A 14530-nucleotide genomic window follows, 5' to 3' on the forward strand; every position below is an offset into this window, starting at 1 on the left:
TTTCAGGCTGCAGCGTCGAGGCGTGCGCGATAGGTCTTGGGCAGGCCGGCGCGGGCGATCGCGCCCGAGAAGCGCTCGCCAGGCAGCCAGCTCTCGACCTCGCGACGCAACGCCACGAGCGCCTCGACATCCGCGCCGGTGTCGAAGCCGAGTTGCTCGAGCATGTAGACGGTGTCTTCGGTATTGATGTTGCCGGTGGCGCCAGGCGCGAAGGGGCAGCCGCCGAGGCCCGCGAGCGAGGCATCGAAGCGACGCACGCCAGCGTCCAGTGCCGCGACGACATTGGCGAGCCCGAGCCCACGGGTGTCGTGGAAATGGCAGGCGACCGGCAGGCGGCCGACCGCAGCGACGACCTTGCCCAACAGCCGGCCGACTTGCCGCGGATCGGCATAGCCGACCGTGTCGGCGACGATGATCTCGTCCGCGCCCGCCGCGGCGAGGTGTTCGGCGATGGCGACGACGCGCGCCTCCGCAACCGCGCCGGAGATGGTGCAGCCGAAGGCGGTCGCGATACCGGCCCCGAGCGCGATGCGCGGGCCGGGATGGGCATCCCGCGCGGCAACGATGCGCGCGAAATCGGCGATCGATTCATCGGTCGTGCGGCGGACATTGGCGAGGTTGTGCGCCTCGCTGGCGGAGAGCACGTAGTTCACCAGCGGCAGGCCGATGGCGAAGGCGCGCTCGGCCCCCTTGAGGTTCGGCACGAGCGCGGAGGCGGTGAAGCCGCCCAGCGCGAGGGCGCCGCGCGCGACCTCCTCCGCATCGGAAAATTGCGGCACGACCTTCGCAGGCACGAAGGAGGTGACCTCGATATCGCGGATGCCGGCGGCGGCGGTGGCCTCGCACCAGCCGAGTTTCCTCGCGGTCGAGAGCATGGTCTTGACCATCTGGATGCCGTCGCGGAGGCCGACCTCCCGCACGTGGACGCGTTCGCGCATGGTTGCGCTCCTTCTCTCAGCGGCCCTGAAAATTCGGCTTGCGGCGCTCGTTGAAGGCGAGCACGCCCTCGCGCCGGTCTTCCGTTGGAATCATCCGGTTGTAGGCCTCGATCTCGAAGGCGAGGCCGTCCCAGAGCGACATCTGGAGACCGCGGTGGATTGCCTGCTTGGCCTGGCGGACGGCAATCGGGCCGTTGCCGGCGATGCGCGCGCCGATCGCCAGCGCGCCCCCGACCAGTTCCTCGGGCGCCAGCACCTTGTTGACGAGGCCCCAGCGCTCGCCGTCCTCGGCCGAGAACGGCAGGCCCGACAGGATGATCTCCTTGGCGCGGCGCTCCCCCACCGCCCGGGCGAGGTTCTGCGTGCCGCCGGAGCCCGGCATGATGCCAAGCGTCACCTCGGTCAAGGCGAAGCGGGCGGTCGTCGCGGCATAGACGAAGTCGGTCGCGGCCGCGATCTCGCAGCCGCCGCCATAAGCGATGCCGTTCACGGCGGCGATCAGCGGGATCGGACAGCCCATGATGGCGCGCAGCATGCGTTCGAAGATGGCGTGTTGCGACTGCCACGCCGCGTCGCTCATGCCCTTGCGTTCCTTGAGGTCGCCGCCGGCGCAGAAGGCCTTGTCGCCGCTGCCGGTGAGGACGATGGCGCGCACGCCTTCGTCGGCGATGGCGAAGCCCTCGAAGAGCTCCATCAGGTCGAGGCCCATCTGCGTGTTCATCGCGTTGTAGACCGCCGGGCGGTTCAGCGTGACGAGCAGGAGGTGGTCGTCGCGGCGTGCGACGGTGATGGTCTCGTATTCAGCGCGCATCGGCGGTCTCCGGCTTCGCGATCTTCAGGATATCGTTGTGCTCGCCGAGCTTCGGCGCGCGCACACGGCTGCGCGGCCGCTGACCGTCAAAGGACAGCGGCACGCCCATCAGGTCGATATCGTCTGCCGAACACCTGACCGTCATGGCGAGCGCTTGCGTCTGCGGATGGTTCGACACCTGATCCACGGTGAGGAGCGGCGCGTTGGGCACGCCGGCGTCGTCGAGCTTGCGGCCGAGCGCGTCCGTGCTCAGTGTCCTGGTGACCGCCGAGATCTGCGGGATCAGCCTCTCGCGGTTGACCACGCGCGCCATGTTCGTGGCGAAATCCGCGTCGGTGGCGAGGGCCGTCAGCCCCAACGCGCCGCACAGCTTGCGATAGAGATTGTCGTTGCCGGCCGCGATCATCAGCCAGCCATCCGACGTCTCGAAGCATTGATACGGCACGATCTCGGCGGTGCCAGAGCCGAAGGGCCTGCGCAGTTCGCCGGACGCCTCGTAGCCCGCGAGCGGCACCGTCATCCAGGCAAGCCCGGTCTCGAACAACGAGGTCGCGACGACGCGCCCCTGTCCCGTCTCCTGCCGTGCCACCAGCCCCGCCAGCAGGCCGATCACCGCCCACATGCCCGAGCCCATGTCGATCAGCGAGACGCCGACGCGCACCGGCGGCCGGTCGCCCTCGCCCGTCACGCTCATGATGCCCGTGCTCGCCTGCGCCAGCGGGTCATAGCCCGGCTTGCTCGCCAAGGGGCCTGTCGCACCGAAGGCCCCGATATCGCACCAGATCAGTTCGGGCTTGCTCGCGCGCATGAGGTCGGCGGTCAGGCCGAACCTGTCGAGGATGCCGGGCCGCAGATTCTGGATGACAGCATCGGCCTCCGTCAGGATGAGGCGCTTCAACGCGTCCGCCTGCGCCCCATCGGCGAAGTCGACGGCGATGCCCTCCTTGCCGCGGTTGAGGCTGTGGAAGGCGCTCGCCGTGTCCTTGAAGAACGGAGGTCCCCAGCCGCGGGCATAATCCCCGCTGCCAGGGTTCTCGACCTTGATCACGCGCGCGCCGAGATCGGCGAGGATAAGCCCCGCATAGGGCGCCGCCACGCTATGGCCAAGCTCGACGACCGTGATGCCCGCCAGCGGCTTGTCGACGCTGTTCATACTCACCTCCTGCAACCGCGCCGAAGCTCCGCCGCGGCGTCGCATATGAAACGTTTCATCAAATCGTGCATCACGCCGGTAACGTGCCACCTGTCAGGACTTGTCCATCGCGTTGTCGGCCACCAGCACGGCGCCATTGACGAAGCTCGCCCGGCCCGACAGCGCAAAGACGATCAGATTGGCCAGTTCCTCGGGCGTGCCCCAGCGCGTATTGCGCATCGCATTGTTCTCGGACCAGAGCCGGCGCTCGGCGTCCGCCTCCTCCGGGCTGAGCGCGCGCTTGGCGAGCTCGCGCTCCCATTTCGCGAAGCGTTCCGGCGTGGTGACGAAGCCGGGCACCACACAGTTGACCCGGATATTGTGCGGGCCGAACTCATTGGCCAGAATCTTGGAAAAGCGGATCTCGGCCGATTTCGCCGGGCCTGTACAGGACGAGAGGAAGGGCGGCATCGTCACCATGATGCCCGTCTCGCCCGCAACATTGACGATCGCGCCGCCATTCTGCTCGATCATGAGCGGAATGATGCGCTGGCAAATGCGGAACTGTGCGAAGAAGTTGATCGCCATGCCGTATTGCAGCTCGTCGTCGGTGACTTCGAGAAACGGTTTGTAGGTTCCGGTGCCGGCATTGTTGACGAGCATGTCGATGCGCCCGAGGCGCTCTTTGGCAACGGCCGGCAACTCTTTGATCTGCGCGAGATCGGTCACGTCGAGCGAATGCGTCTCGACCTTCACCCCGGTCGTGCTTTCGATATCCGCGCGGGCCTCCGCGAGCGCAGAGTCGCGGCGCGCGCAAATCATCACCCTGGCGCCTTCCTCGGCGAGCAGCCGTGCGGTTTCCAGGCCGATGCCCTTGCTGCCGCCCGTCACGATCGCGGTACGCCCTTCCAGTCCGAGTTTCATGCGTGTTCTCCCTTGGCACCGCTCGTCAAGCGGTCGATCACAGTCCTGATCGGCATGCCGCCGCCATCGCGGACGGAGGCAAAGATGTCTGCGGCGAGTGCCTGACCGAGGCCGGCGGGGCGCCCGGCGCCGACGAGACGCTGCTCGAAGACGTCTGTGGCGCGCGGCTCGTCCTGGAAGATCAGGGTCTCGGTCGAGTCCGCCGCACTGCGCCGATGAACCCGGCCATCCGCCAGTTCGACCGCGACGGTGCCGTCCATCGGCCCACCCTCGTCGTCGGGAACCACGGTGATCGTCTCGATCAGCGCCAGGATGCGCGGATCCCGGCGGTTGTTGACGCCCATGGCGTAGTCGAGCTCGCCGTAGACCAGCATGGCGGCAACGGCAAAAGCGGTGCTTGCCTGCGTCTGGACGGTTCGCTCGAACGGGCCTTTGAAGGACGTGCCGGGATATTCGCTGTAGGGCCGCCAGATCCGCACGGTGATGCGCCTGGCCTGCGCCAGGTCGATCCCGTCGCGATGGACGACGCGGGCGGCAATGACGGCCGCCATGTTGTCGCCTAGTGTCGCGAAGGGCTTGGCATTGACCTCTGCCATCATTGCCGGGTCGGGATCCCGCGCCCAATGCGGCGGCGTCTCGGTCAGCCCCGCCAGCGCGCGCAGGAAGCCCTTGGCGCCCTCGAGGGCGTCGGGAGCGCCGACAACGCCCTGCGCGGCAAGCCGCGCCGCCGTCAACCCGCCTTGAGCCGCGCGGCCGTTCTGCACACGCCATTCGTCCGACCCACAGCGGACCGGCTCGAGCGTGCCGCCGGTCGTGTTGGCCGCGATCGCGACCGCGCTCGCCGCCTTCGCGGCATCGAGGCGGAGGGCGACGGCCGCCGCCGCCGCAGCACCGATCGTCCCGAGCGTCGGGCTGGTGCGGATGCCTCGGCCGATCAGCGCGCGCGCGACGATCTCGCCGGCGCCAAGCCATTTCATCGTGGCGTAGCCCGCAACGGTGGCGCGCAGCACATCGGCAAGCGACTGGCCGAGCGCCTCGCCCAGCGCGATCGAAACCGGCGGCACGAGCGAGCCCGGATGCGACCAGGACTCATGCTCGGTGTCATCCTGGAAATGGGCGTGAACCGCGACGCCGTTGGCGAGCACGGCCTCCGCGAGCGCGGCCCGGCTGCCATCGGCCCAGATACGGGCCGTGCCGACGCCCTCGCCTACTGGTGTCGCCAGGGCGCGCGCGGCGGCCGCCGTGGGCTCGTCACGGGCGACGATTGCGAGGCCGAGCGCATCGATCAGACAGATCGCCGCCTTGGAGGCGACCGGCGGCGCCAACGCGCTATCCGCGTGCCGCGCGAGAAAGGTGCCGAGGCGTTGCGTCGCATTCATCACAGATACTCCTCAGCCAGCGCCAGATCGCGGATCTCCGCGACAGTGCCGCTGCGCCTGACCTCGCCGCCGCGCATGACATAGCCGCGGGTTGCCAGCTTCAGGGCCGGGCGGGCCATCTGCTCGGTCATCAGGATGGTGGTGCCGCGCGCCTGCATCTGGCGGACAGCTTCGCTGATGCGGGCGATCCAGACCGGGGCGAGGCCCAGGAAAGGCTCGTCGAGCAGGACGAGGTCCGGGAAGGAGCTCATGGCCCGCGCAAAGGCGACGATCTGCTGCTCGCCGCCTGAAAGCTGCCCGGCCGGCTGCGCAGCGCGCTCTTTGAGCAGCGGAAAGATGCCCGACAGCCAGTCCCAGGCTTCGCGCTGTGCCACCTTGCCGCGGCCATGGGCGCCGGTCAGCACGTTGTCCTTGACGGACATCGTCGAAAAGACACGACGCCCTTCAGGCGAATAGCCAATTCCGGCGCGAGCCCGGCAATCGCAGGACAGCGCGCTGAGATCCCGCCCCGCGAAGCGGACGGAGCCTTTCGAGGCATTCACCAGGCCGATGACCGCGTTGATCAGGCTCGACTTTCCGGCTCCGTTGGCGCCGACGAGCAGCACCGTCTCGCCCTTGGCGACCTCGATCGAGACGCCGCGCAACGCCATGATGCCGCCGTAGCGGACTTCGAGATTCTCGACCGCGAGCATCAGGCGACCTCCTCTTCGACGGCGCCGACATAGGCGTCGATGACGTCCTTGCGGGCGAGCACCTCGGCCGGCGGGCCGGAGGCGAGAAGGCGGCCGGCATCGAGCACGAGAATGTTGGGGCAGAGCCGCCGGATGAGGTCCATGTCGTGCTCGACGATCAGGACACTGCAACCCAGCTCCTCGCGGGCATGGCGCACGAAGGAATCGACCCGCCCGCGCTCGCGCCCCTCCAGACCCGCGGCGGGCTCGTCGAGCAGCAGCACCTTCGGCCGCGTCACGAAGGCCAGCACGAGACCGAGCATCTTCTGCAGGCCATAGGGAAGCTTGTCGCTCTGCTCGTCCAGGCGCGGCGCGAGCTCGAACTCGTCGAGCATGCCGGTGATCGCCTGCCAGGCGGCGGAGCCACCGCCGCTGAAGGTGATGGCGCGCGCAATGTTCTCGCCGACGCTCGCCGTGCTGAAGGTGTTGGTCTGCTGGAAGCTGCGCATGATGCCGGCGCGGCTCACCGCATGCAGCGGCTGGCCCGTCATCTCGCGCCGGCCCAGCAGAACGCGCCCGGCGGTGGGGGCGAGCTTGCCGCTGATGACATTGATCAGCGTCGTCTTGCCGGCACCGTTGGGGCCGATCACCCCGAGCACCTCGCCCTGCGGCAGGGTGAAGCTGATCTCCTGGAAGACCTGCAGGCCGCCGAAGCGCTTGCTCAGCCCCACGACCTCGAGCGTCTCGTGACCGGACGGGCTCATGACCGACCCTCCGAGGCGACCGCCAGGGGAACGGCTGCCTTGCGGTCCTCGGACGAGGTCCGCGCCGACCGGCAGATCCACCGCCTGATGGTGCCGACGATGCCGTCGCGCGCCACCAGGACGACCGTGACGAGCAGGAAGCCGAAGAGGAACTGCGAATATTCGCCCTTGATCGCGAAGAGATCGGAGGCGAAAACCAGCACCGTCGCACCCACCACCGGCCCCAGCATCGAGCCCTTTCCGCCGATGATGGCGTAGGCGATATAATTGACCGAGGAGAGCGGGTTGAACGAGCTCGGGTGCGCCATCAGCAGCATGTTGACGAGCGCGAACCCCGCCAGTCCCGAGACGCCGGCGGCCACGACGAAGCCCAGCGCCTTGTAATGCCAGACGACGAGGCCGAGGCTCTGCGCGAGAAGCTCGTTCTCCTCGATGGCGGCGAAATGCTGGCGGAAGCGGACCGTCAGCGCCGCGGTGACCAGGGCCGCCACGAGGGCAAGCCCGATCGTGACCTCCAGCACCGCGCGGTTGTCGGCCAGGGGAATGCCGAAGAACGTCACGATCGGGATGCCGACAAGCCCGTTTGAGCCGCCGCTGAGCCCCGGCGTCTCAAACAGCACGAGCTGTGTGATCTCGGTCAGAACGAAGGTGACGAGCACGAAATAGACGCCGCGCAAGCGCAGCACGAGCGCGCCGAGAGGCAAGGCAAACAACGCCGGCACCACGAAGGCGAGCGCCGCCAGCAGCACGACGTCGGTGACACCGAAGCGCAGGCCGAAGATGGCGACCGTATATCCGCCCAGTGCCATGAAGGTCGGCACCGCGAAGGTCAGCAGGTTCATGCGCAGCATGATGTAGACGCTGAACGCGGCGGTCGACGCGACCAGGACCTGGTTGGTCACCGAGAAGACGATCGGATTGGTGGCGAAGGCCGGCACCAGGAAGGTCAGCGCGATCAGGGCGACGGTCAAAGTCTCGCCGAAGCCGATGCGCTGGAAAAGCGTGGAACGATACGGGTTCATGGTCTCAGGCTCCCCGCGCTTCGCGGCCGAACAGGCCGGACGGCCGGATGACCAGCATCAGCAGCACCAGCGTGAACAAGGCGAGCGCGCCCTTCGAACCACCCAGATAAACCGCTGAATAGGCCTCGATCAGCCCGACGATGAAGGCTGCCACCGTTGCGCCGCCGACCGAGCCGAGGCCGCCGAGGATGACGATGAGAAAGGAGGTCGCGAGCACGGGATCGCCGATATGGGGCGCGAGCGACAGGATCGGCGTCACCAGAGCCCCGGTCAGTCCGGCGAGCCCGGTCGCCAGAGCAAAAGCCAGCGGAAACAGTAGTTTGGGCCGCAATCCCTGCGCAGCCGCAACCGCCCGATCATCGGCCAAAGCCCGCAGCGCACGGCCGAAATCGGTGTGGTAGACCAGCCAGTACAGGGTCACGATCGCGACGATGCAGACGGCCAGGACGATGAGGTTCTGAAGCGGGAAATAAAAGCCGCCTCCGCGCAGAACGCCCGTGATCGGGAACTCGAAACTCGGTGATTCAGGGCCGAAGACGACCAGGATGCCGCTCGACATCATGAGATAGAGGCCAAGCGTCAGCATCAGGGTGGCGAGATGGTCATCGACCAGCCGTTCGAGCAGAAAGCGTTCGAAGACGTAGCCCAGCCCTGCCGTGCCCAGCGCGGCGATCACGACCGCCACGGGATAAGGCGCACCGAGATGTGTCGTCGTCGCATAGGCGATGTAGCCGCCCAGCACATAGAATCCGCCATGGGCGAAATTGACCACGCCCAGAATGCCGAAGATCAGGGTGAAGCCGAGGGCAAGCAGCGCATATTGCGCGCCCAGGCTGATGCCGATGAGGCCGGTCGCGACAAGGCCTTCCACATTCATCTCCAGTTTCTTGCTTGTGCAGGCCGCAGAGGTGCACTCCGAAGCGGTCCGTCTGTTTCCAAACCCGATGCGCGAGCACCACCTTCGAAAGAACAACCGGCCATCACGACCAAGGCGATTTGGGCACATACTGACGAGATCATGGGCATAGCTCCCCAGGCACGGCTTTCTTACTGACCTCGGGCCACCCCCGTCCCATCACAGGACAGGCTCGGGGATGGGACGAACGCGAACGGCATTCGCGCTGGCGGCGCACGCCGCTGGCCAGGAGGGGTTATGTCTCGGTGGCCGCGTCGACCCGCTGGACGGGTTGGACCTTGCCATTGACGACAAGCCCGACACCGAAGGGGAAGGAGAGTTCCTGGTTGACGCCGAAGAACTTCTGACCGATCCAGCCGCCGGCGCCCAAATTCGGGTCCTCGACGGGGAGCGAACGCAGCGCCGCGGCGATCTTCTGTGTGTCGGTGGCGGTTCCTGCCTTCGCGATCGCCTTGGCCACCATCCGCGCCGCAGAGACCCACTGAAAGAACAGATTGTTCTCCGGCCTTTCAGTCTTCATCAGCGTCTTGTAATCGTCGGCGATCTTGAGGACCTTTTCGTCGATGAAGACGGGCTCGTACCAGTAAAAGTCCTTCAAGACTTCGTCGCCACCGGCGACACGTGAAATCTCGCTGTAACCTGGACCGCCGAGGCGACCGATCGCCCCCTCGAAACCCGCTTGCCGCAATTGCTTGACCATGATGCCGGCATCGCCCGGCGGCGAGGATGCGAGATCCACGGCCTCGGGCTTCTGGTTCATGATCCGGGTGACGATCGGGGCGAAGTTCGTCGTGCCGCGCTGATAGTATTCCTCCGTCGCGGCGATGCCATTTGCCTTATAGGCCTGCGCGTCAACACTGGCGATGTCGGTGCCGCCCTGGTCGTTGGGCGCAACGACGACGACGCTCTTCATGCCGAATTTTGCCTTGGCGATCTTGATGATCGGATCGGCCCAGCCCGATGGTCCCGGCCCCTGATGGAAGACGAGCGGCCATTGCGGGCCGATCGCATCCTTGGCATAGCCATTCCCCATCACCAGCATGGAATTGCGCAGGGCGATCGGCTTGATGCCGGTCAATTCCGGCGAGCCGATCGGTCCGAGGATCATCTTGACCCCTTGCCCGGCAAGAGAATTGGCGGCTGCGGCGGCGCCTTCGGCGGTATATTTGCTGTCGATCGCCACGACCGAAACGTTGGCCGGCTGGCCGTCGATCTTGATCAGCCCGTCCCGATTGGCTTCGGCGGCGACGAATTCCACCGCACCTCTGAGGGCAAGCCCCCATTGCGCCGCGGGACCCGACAGAACGCCGACGACCCCGAGCTTAACCTCGGGCGCAGCCGCGAATGCGGCCATGCGCGGCACGACCATGGCCGCGCCGACCGCGGCTCCCGACAGAATGACATTGCGTCGCGTCGTCTTCATTGGTTCCTCCCTGCGTGATCTCTTTCGGCTCGTGTGGCCGATATTCTTAAGGTGGACAGGAACGGGCGAGACGCAGGTCCGCCGGCGCGTGCAGCGCAAGCGGTCTTCACGTCTTGCTGGAATCAGGCTTGTCCGTGCGGGTGGTGTCAGGAGCGACCGCATTCCCGCATTGGCAGAACCGAAGTTCTGCGCCCTCAATCGTCAGCATCTCTCCCGGATCGCCTTTGCCTGGTGGCGTTGAGCCAAAAGTTATGCTGGTATGCGGGCACTGTCAATGAAACGTTTCATCAAAAAGTGACTGATGGGAGGACACTCTTGAGACCGATCAGCTGGGCCGCAGAAATCGCCGTCCTGGGGCAGCGCTACGGCGACCGCGTCGCCATCGCCGACGCGACAGACACGGTCACCTATTCCGCCCTCATGGCCAAGGCATCGGGCATCGCCCATACGCTCATGGCCGCCGGGATAGCCCCGGGCGATGCGGTTGCAACCCTGTTCCGCAACACCGCCGACGCCGCCGCCGCGATGCTCGCGGTCATGATGAGCGGCGCGGTCGAGGTGCCGATCAACCCGGCGCTGGGCGCGGCCGACCGCCTCCATTGCCACACTGTCGCGCAGGTGCGCCTCGTGCTGACGAGCGAGGCGCTTGCGGCGGGCTGCGAGGCCGGGCTGGGGCGCGTCATCGCGGTCGATTCCATCGACGGGCGGCCCTTGCGGCCGGAAGATTTCCCCAGCGTGGCGCCAGACGCCCCGGCGCGAATCGTTTTCACGTCCGGCACGACAGGCAAGCCGAAGGGGGCGGTGCACGCGCAGCAGGGGCGCTGGATCGCCAACCTGATGCTGCGCGCCGCCCTGCCGCATGCGCCCAACCGGGATAGCCGCGTGCTGCTGATGACGCCGTTCTCGCACGGCACATCCCTGATGACCTTCGCCTATCTCTCCGCGGGGGCCTCCGTTGCGCTCATTGACGGTGTTGATCCCACTCTCGTCCTGCCACTGCTCGAAAGCGGGACATGCGACGCGATGTTTGCGCCGCCGACCGTCCTGGCAAAGATCGTCGATGCTGCCGACGGCCTGGTCATCACCGCTCTGCATACCATCTTCTGCGGCACGGCCGTGCTGAAGCCGACGCTTTACCGTCGTGCCAAAGCGATCTTCGGGCCGGTCGTGCGCGTCACCTACGGCAAGAGCGAGGTCTTCAATCCGATCACCGTGCTCGAGGCCGCCGAGACCGAGGCCTGGTATGCGCAGGGCAATGGCGATGCCTGCGTCGGCTGGCCGGCGCCCGGCGTCGAGATCGCGATCCATGACGAGAATGGTCACCCCCTCCCGCCCGGCGAAACCGGCGAGGTGATGATCCGCGCGCAGCATCTGATGACCGGCTACGTCACGACGGAGGGCTTCCGCCCGATCCGCGCGGACGGCTATCACGACACCGGGGATTTCGGTCACCTCGATGGCGATGGCAGGCTGCATCTGACCGGGCGGCTCGCCGACGTCATCAAATCCGGCGGCTACAAGATCTCCCCGGACGAAGTGGAGCGGGAACTCGCGCCGGCGCTGCAGCCGTCGGAGATCGCCGTGGTCGGCATTCCATCCGACTACTGGGGGGAGATCGTCCTGGCGGCGGTCGAATCGCCCGCGCCCGGCTGGGAGGCGCGGCTGGAGCCGGCTCTCCAGGCGATGACGCCCTACAAGCGCCCGCGCCTCCTCATCGCCCTCGACGAATTGCCGCGCAACGGCATCGGCAAGATCATGCGCAGCACGATCCGCAGTGAGATCCTGTCGCGCTTCCGGCTGACGCAAGGTGCCTATCCGGCGCTAGAGGAACGCGCCAGCCCGTCGCGCTCCTCGCGCGCCGGTGCATTGGACTAGGGTCAGGACCCATTAATCTGGTTGAAATGGTGTGAGGCCATTTGGCCGGATACAAGAAGCGGAGGTGAAGGAAGCCTTTCGGCTTTCGAGCCCTCCGCGACGCAGTTGCCGGCCAAATGGACCACATCCGAAGGACGCCGAAACGGCTGCGACCTGCGGCGTCGAGCCACTCGGCCGATGGAACCCCATCGACCTTCGCGTCTCTCCTGGCATCTCTTTGCCGTTTCAGGCGCCATTTCCATCATATTAATGGGTCCTGACCCTAGTGGAGCGAATTTGACATGTGAGTCTCGCCTGACATGAGGCTCCAGATCACATGTCAAACTCAGAAGCTCCACTAAAACCAATAACTTGCCAATGGTTCTCGTTGCTCCGACATTGGCTCCGAGGCCCGTATCAGGCGGATGCAAATGTCGACGAACCACGAGAGCCTTGTCGAGCGAAGTGGACACCGGTTCGCGTCAAGACACGGCTTGGAAACGAAGATCGAGAGCATTGCGGTGAACCGGACTTCGCCAGAAGGACCGCAATCCGTGGTCCCAGCATGGCGTGACTTGCCTGACGGCGGACCGGATGCGCTCGCTGTCGCTCCGCTCGAAGGGCGCGCGCGGTCGCGGCGTTTCGCTTCCCTTGTAAAACCTGCCCGATAAAGCATCCCCGCCGACGGAGATTACGACAGGCACCACGTTTCGGGACTCAATACATAGTCAACAACCAGAAGATGCCTCGCACTCTCTCAGCATTTGAGCGAGATCAAACGCGAATTCCACGATGTAGGTATTCTGTGCAGACCGCAGGCCTCCATCAACGAGGCAAATAATGGCAATGAACGCAGTGGACTGTGATGGGCGCGCGTGCGTCGCCACCTTGTGTTGCTTCGGCGACCGATGCGTGCCGCGAATTCAGGGGCCTCGCACCGATCCCCCCACAGCGCGGAGGCGCACATGATCGACAGAAGAAGTCTCGTCAAGGGTGTCGGAGCGGCGGTTGTAGCCTCGGCGCTCGATTCTCCGGCCGCCATGGCCAAGGCCGATGATCCGTTCAGCTATGCCTCGGTCGACACGCTCATCGGCATGTTCAAGGCCAAGAAGGCTTCGCCGGTCGATCTCCTGGAGGCGCAGATCAAGCGGATCGAAGCTCTTAACGCAAAAGTCAATTGTATCACCGACGCGCACTTCGACGAGGCGCGCAAAGACGCGCGGGAGTCCGAGGCGCGCTACCGGCGCGGCGAGGCGAGACCGCTCGAAGGGATCACGGTCGCCATCAAGGACGAATTCGCCCGGCCGGGCTGGCGGATCACGCAAGGCTCGCTCATCTACAAGGACTCGCCCCGCGCGACGGAAAGCGCCGCCATCATCGATTTGCTCGAGGCGGCCGGCGCCGTCATGCCCATCCAGACGACAGTGCCGGAATTCTACCTCTTCATCGGTGCCTCCACCCGCGCCTGGGGCACCACCCATAATCCGTGGAACCTCGACTATTCTCCGGGCGGATCGTCGGCGGGATCGGGAGCGGCGCTGGCCGCCGGCTTCGCCACGCTTGCGCTCGGCTCGGACATGGGTGGCTCGATCCGCCTCCCCGCCTCGCAAAACGGCCTCTACGGCTTCAGGCCGACGTTCGGCCGAGTCGCAAGCGGGGAGATCCCCTATTCGACCTCTGGCCCCATGGCGCGCCGCTGCGACGATCTCGTCCATCTCCAGAACGCTATCGTCGGCCCGTCCGACAAAGTGATGGCGGCGATCCGGCCTCGCCTCGACTATCCCGCCCGCTATGCGGACCTGTCGGGGTGGCGGATCGCGGTAGATTGGGGCGCCGGCATTGCCACCGTCATACCATCGGTGAAGGAGGCCATGCTCAAGGGCATCGACGCGCTGCGCGCCGCGGGATGCGTCGTGGACGAGGTGGATTGCGGTTTCTCGAAGGACCAGAAGTTCGTCTACATGCGCGGGCTTTTCGCGACGTCGATCGGCACGTTGCTGGAGACCTCGAACGCCCATCGGGATCTGCTCTCGCCTTACATGGCGGAGGTGATCGACCTCGTCGGACCCGTCGGGCCGGCGCAGGCCGAGGCAGCGGAGACCCTGCTGGAACAGCTCCACCGGCAGGTCCAGCAGCGCGTCTTCGGCAAGGGCTATCGCCTCCTGCTCATGCCCACCATCGCGACGCCGCTGGTCAAGGCCGACATGTTCAAGAGCAAGGAAGACAAGGTGGACGTGTGGGCGGGCACCGGGTTCGGATATGCGCTGACATGGCCGTGGAACCTCCTCAACCGCTACCCGGTCATGGACGTTCCGCTCGGTGTGGTTGAGGATCGGATGCCTTCGGGCATGCAGGCCATTGGCCAGACTTTCGCCGATCTCGATACGTTCCAGTTCGCGTCCAACTGGTCTCAGCTGCGCCCGCCGCTCTTCGCCGACGGGCGCTTCCCGACGTTTGCGTGATGCGGCGCAAAGGCTTCTGACAAGAGGCCGACCGGCGGGTCGATCGGTCGCTCGTGCATTGCCGGCGAACTCCGTTTCACCGGCAATGCTCGCAATCTTCGTTTCCAAGCAGTGTCTTCATGCGAACCGGTGTCCACCTCGCTCGACAATGCTCTCGTAGTTGGACTCCGCCGTTTGCATCCGCCTGATACGGCCTCGCAGCCAATGTCCGAGCAACGGGATCCACCAGCAAGT

The 14530-nt window shown here is 66.1% G+C and carries 12 protein-coding genes; 2 read left to right on the forward strand and 10 right to left on the reverse strand.

The features are described 5' to 3' along the window. Positions 1–2: 2 nt before the first annotated feature. The 10 genes from C7450_RS02485 to C7450_RS02530 form a co-directional block, all read right to left on the reverse strand. Complete coding sequence (locus C7450_RS02485) at positions 3–938, reverse strand: hydroxymethylglutaryl-CoA lyase (protein ID WP_110372776.1); 936 nt, start codon at positions 936–938, stop codon at positions 3–5. A 16-nt stretch (positions 939–954) separates the two neighbouring features. Further along, on the reverse strand, positions 955–1749 hold the full coding sequence (locus tag C7450_RS02490) for an enoyl-CoA hydratase/isomerase family protein (protein WP_110372777.1): 795 nt from the start codon (positions 1747–1749) through the stop codon (positions 955–957). After that, positions 1739–2902, reverse strand: coding sequence for a CaiB/BaiF CoA transferase family protein (locus tag C7450_RS02495; RefSeq protein WP_170147007.1), 1164 nt, complete (start codon positions 2900–2902; stop codon positions 1739–1741). Before C7450_RS02495 ends, C7450_RS02490 begins: the two co-directional genes overlap by 11 nt. Positions 2903–2995: 93 nt before the next feature. Further along, positions 2996–3805: an SDR family NAD(P)-dependent oxidoreductase gene (locus C7450_RS02500; RefSeq protein ID WP_110372779.1), complete on the reverse strand. Its 810-nt coding sequence runs from the start codon at positions 3803–3805 to the stop codon at positions 2996–2998. Continuing rightward, entirely contained in the window at positions 3802–5184 is a 1383-nt protein-coding gene (locus C7450_RS02505) for an MmgE/PrpD family protein (RefSeq protein ID WP_110372780.1), read from the reverse strand. Before C7450_RS02505 ends, C7450_RS02500 begins: the two co-directional genes overlap by 4 nt. Beyond that, positions 5184–5876, reverse strand: a complete 693-nt coding sequence (locus tag C7450_RS02510; protein WP_110372781.1) for an ABC transporter ATP-binding protein — start codon at positions 5874–5876, stop codon at positions 5184–5186. The genes C7450_RS02505 and C7450_RS02510 overlap by 1 nt, the downstream gene beginning before the upstream one ends. Continuing rightward, on the reverse strand, positions 5876–6619 hold the full coding sequence (locus C7450_RS02515; protein WP_110372782.1) for an ABC transporter ATP-binding protein: 744 nt from the start codon (positions 6617–6619) through the stop codon (positions 5876–5878). The genes C7450_RS02510 and C7450_RS02515 overlap by 1 nt, the downstream gene beginning before the upstream one ends. After that, complete coding sequence (locus tag C7450_RS02520) at positions 6616–7641, reverse strand: branched-chain amino acid ABC transporter permease (protein ID WP_110372783.1); 1026 nt, start codon at positions 7639–7641, stop codon at positions 6616–6618. Before C7450_RS02520 ends, C7450_RS02515 begins: the two co-directional genes overlap by 4 nt. Positions 7642–7645: 4 nt before the next feature. Next, a complete protein-coding gene (locus tag C7450_RS02525) occupies positions 7646–8512 on the reverse strand; it encodes a branched-chain amino acid ABC transporter permease (protein WP_110373226.1) in 867 nt (288 codons plus the stop codon). 280 nt (positions 8513–8792) lie between these two features. Next, the gene (locus tag C7450_RS02530) at positions 8793–9980 is read right to left on the reverse strand and encodes an ABC transporter substrate-binding protein (protein ID WP_110372784.1); all 1188 of its coding nucleotides are present in this window, start codon (positions 9978–9980) and stop codon (positions 8793–8795) included. A 315-nt stretch (positions 9981–10295) separates the two neighbouring features. Here C7450_RS02530 and C7450_RS02535 point away from each other — a divergent pair, with 315 nt between their 5' ends. Both C7450_RS02535 and C7450_RS02540 read left to right on the forward strand, forming a co-directional pair. Next, the gene (locus C7450_RS02535; protein WP_245449439.1) at positions 10296–11855 is read left to right on the forward strand and encodes a class I adenylate-forming enzyme family protein; all 1560 of its coding nucleotides are present in this window, start codon (positions 10296–10298) and stop codon (positions 11853–11855) included. 944 nt (positions 11856–12799) lie between these two features. After that, on the forward strand, positions 12800–14296 hold the full coding sequence (locus C7450_RS02540; RefSeq protein WP_170147008.1) for an amidase: 1497 nt from the start codon (positions 12800–12802) through the stop codon (positions 14294–14296). The last annotated feature ends 234 nt before the right edge of the window (positions 14297–14530 follow it).

Source organism: Chelatococcus asaccharovorans, from assembly GCF_003201475.1.
Taxonomy (GTDB): Bacteria; Pseudomonadota; Alphaproteobacteria; order Rhizobiales; family Beijerinckiaceae; genus Chelatococcus; species Chelatococcus asaccharovorans.

Bases quoted from the DNA above. Each gene is read 5' to 3' on its own strand.
- C7450_RS02530 (WP_110372784.1), bottom strand. From the start codon at position 9,980: ATGAAGACGACGCGACGCAATGTCATTCTGTCGGGAGCCGCGGTCGGC.
- C7450_RS02515 (WP_110372782.1), bottom strand. From the start codon at position 6,619: ATGAGCCCGTCCGGTCACGAGACGCTCGAGGTCGTGGGGCTGAGCAAG.
- C7450_RS02520 (WP_110372783.1), bottom strand. From the start codon at position 7,641: ATGAACCCGTATCGTTCCACGCTTTTCCAGCGCATCGGCTTCGGCGAG.
- C7450_RS02510 (WP_110372781.1), bottom strand. From the start codon at position 5,876: ATGCTCGCGGTCGAGAATCTCGAAGTCCGCTACGGCGGCATCATGGCG.
- C7450_RS02505 (WP_110372780.1), bottom strand. From the start codon at position 5,184: ATGAATGCGACGCAACGCCTCGGCACCTTTCTCGCGCGGCACGCGGAT.
- C7450_RS02485 (WP_110372776.1), bottom strand. From the start codon at position 938: ATGCGCGAACGCGTCCACGTGCGGGAGGTCGGCCTCCGCGACGGCATC.
- C7450_RS02490 (WP_110372777.1), bottom strand. From the start codon at position 1,749: ATGCGCGCTGAATACGAGACCATCACCGTCGCACGCCGCGACGACCAC.
- C7450_RS02500 (WP_110372779.1), bottom strand. From the start codon at position 3,805: ATGAAACTCGGACTGGAAGGGCGTACCGCGATCGTGACGGGCGGCAGC.
- C7450_RS02540 (WP_170147008.1), top strand. From the start codon at position 12,800: ATGATCGACAGAAGAAGTCTCGTCAAGGGTGTCGGAGCGGCGGTTGTA.
- C7450_RS02495 (WP_170147007.1), bottom strand. From the start codon at position 2,902: ATGAACAGCGTCGACAAGCCGCTGGCGGGCATCACGGTCGTCGAGCTT.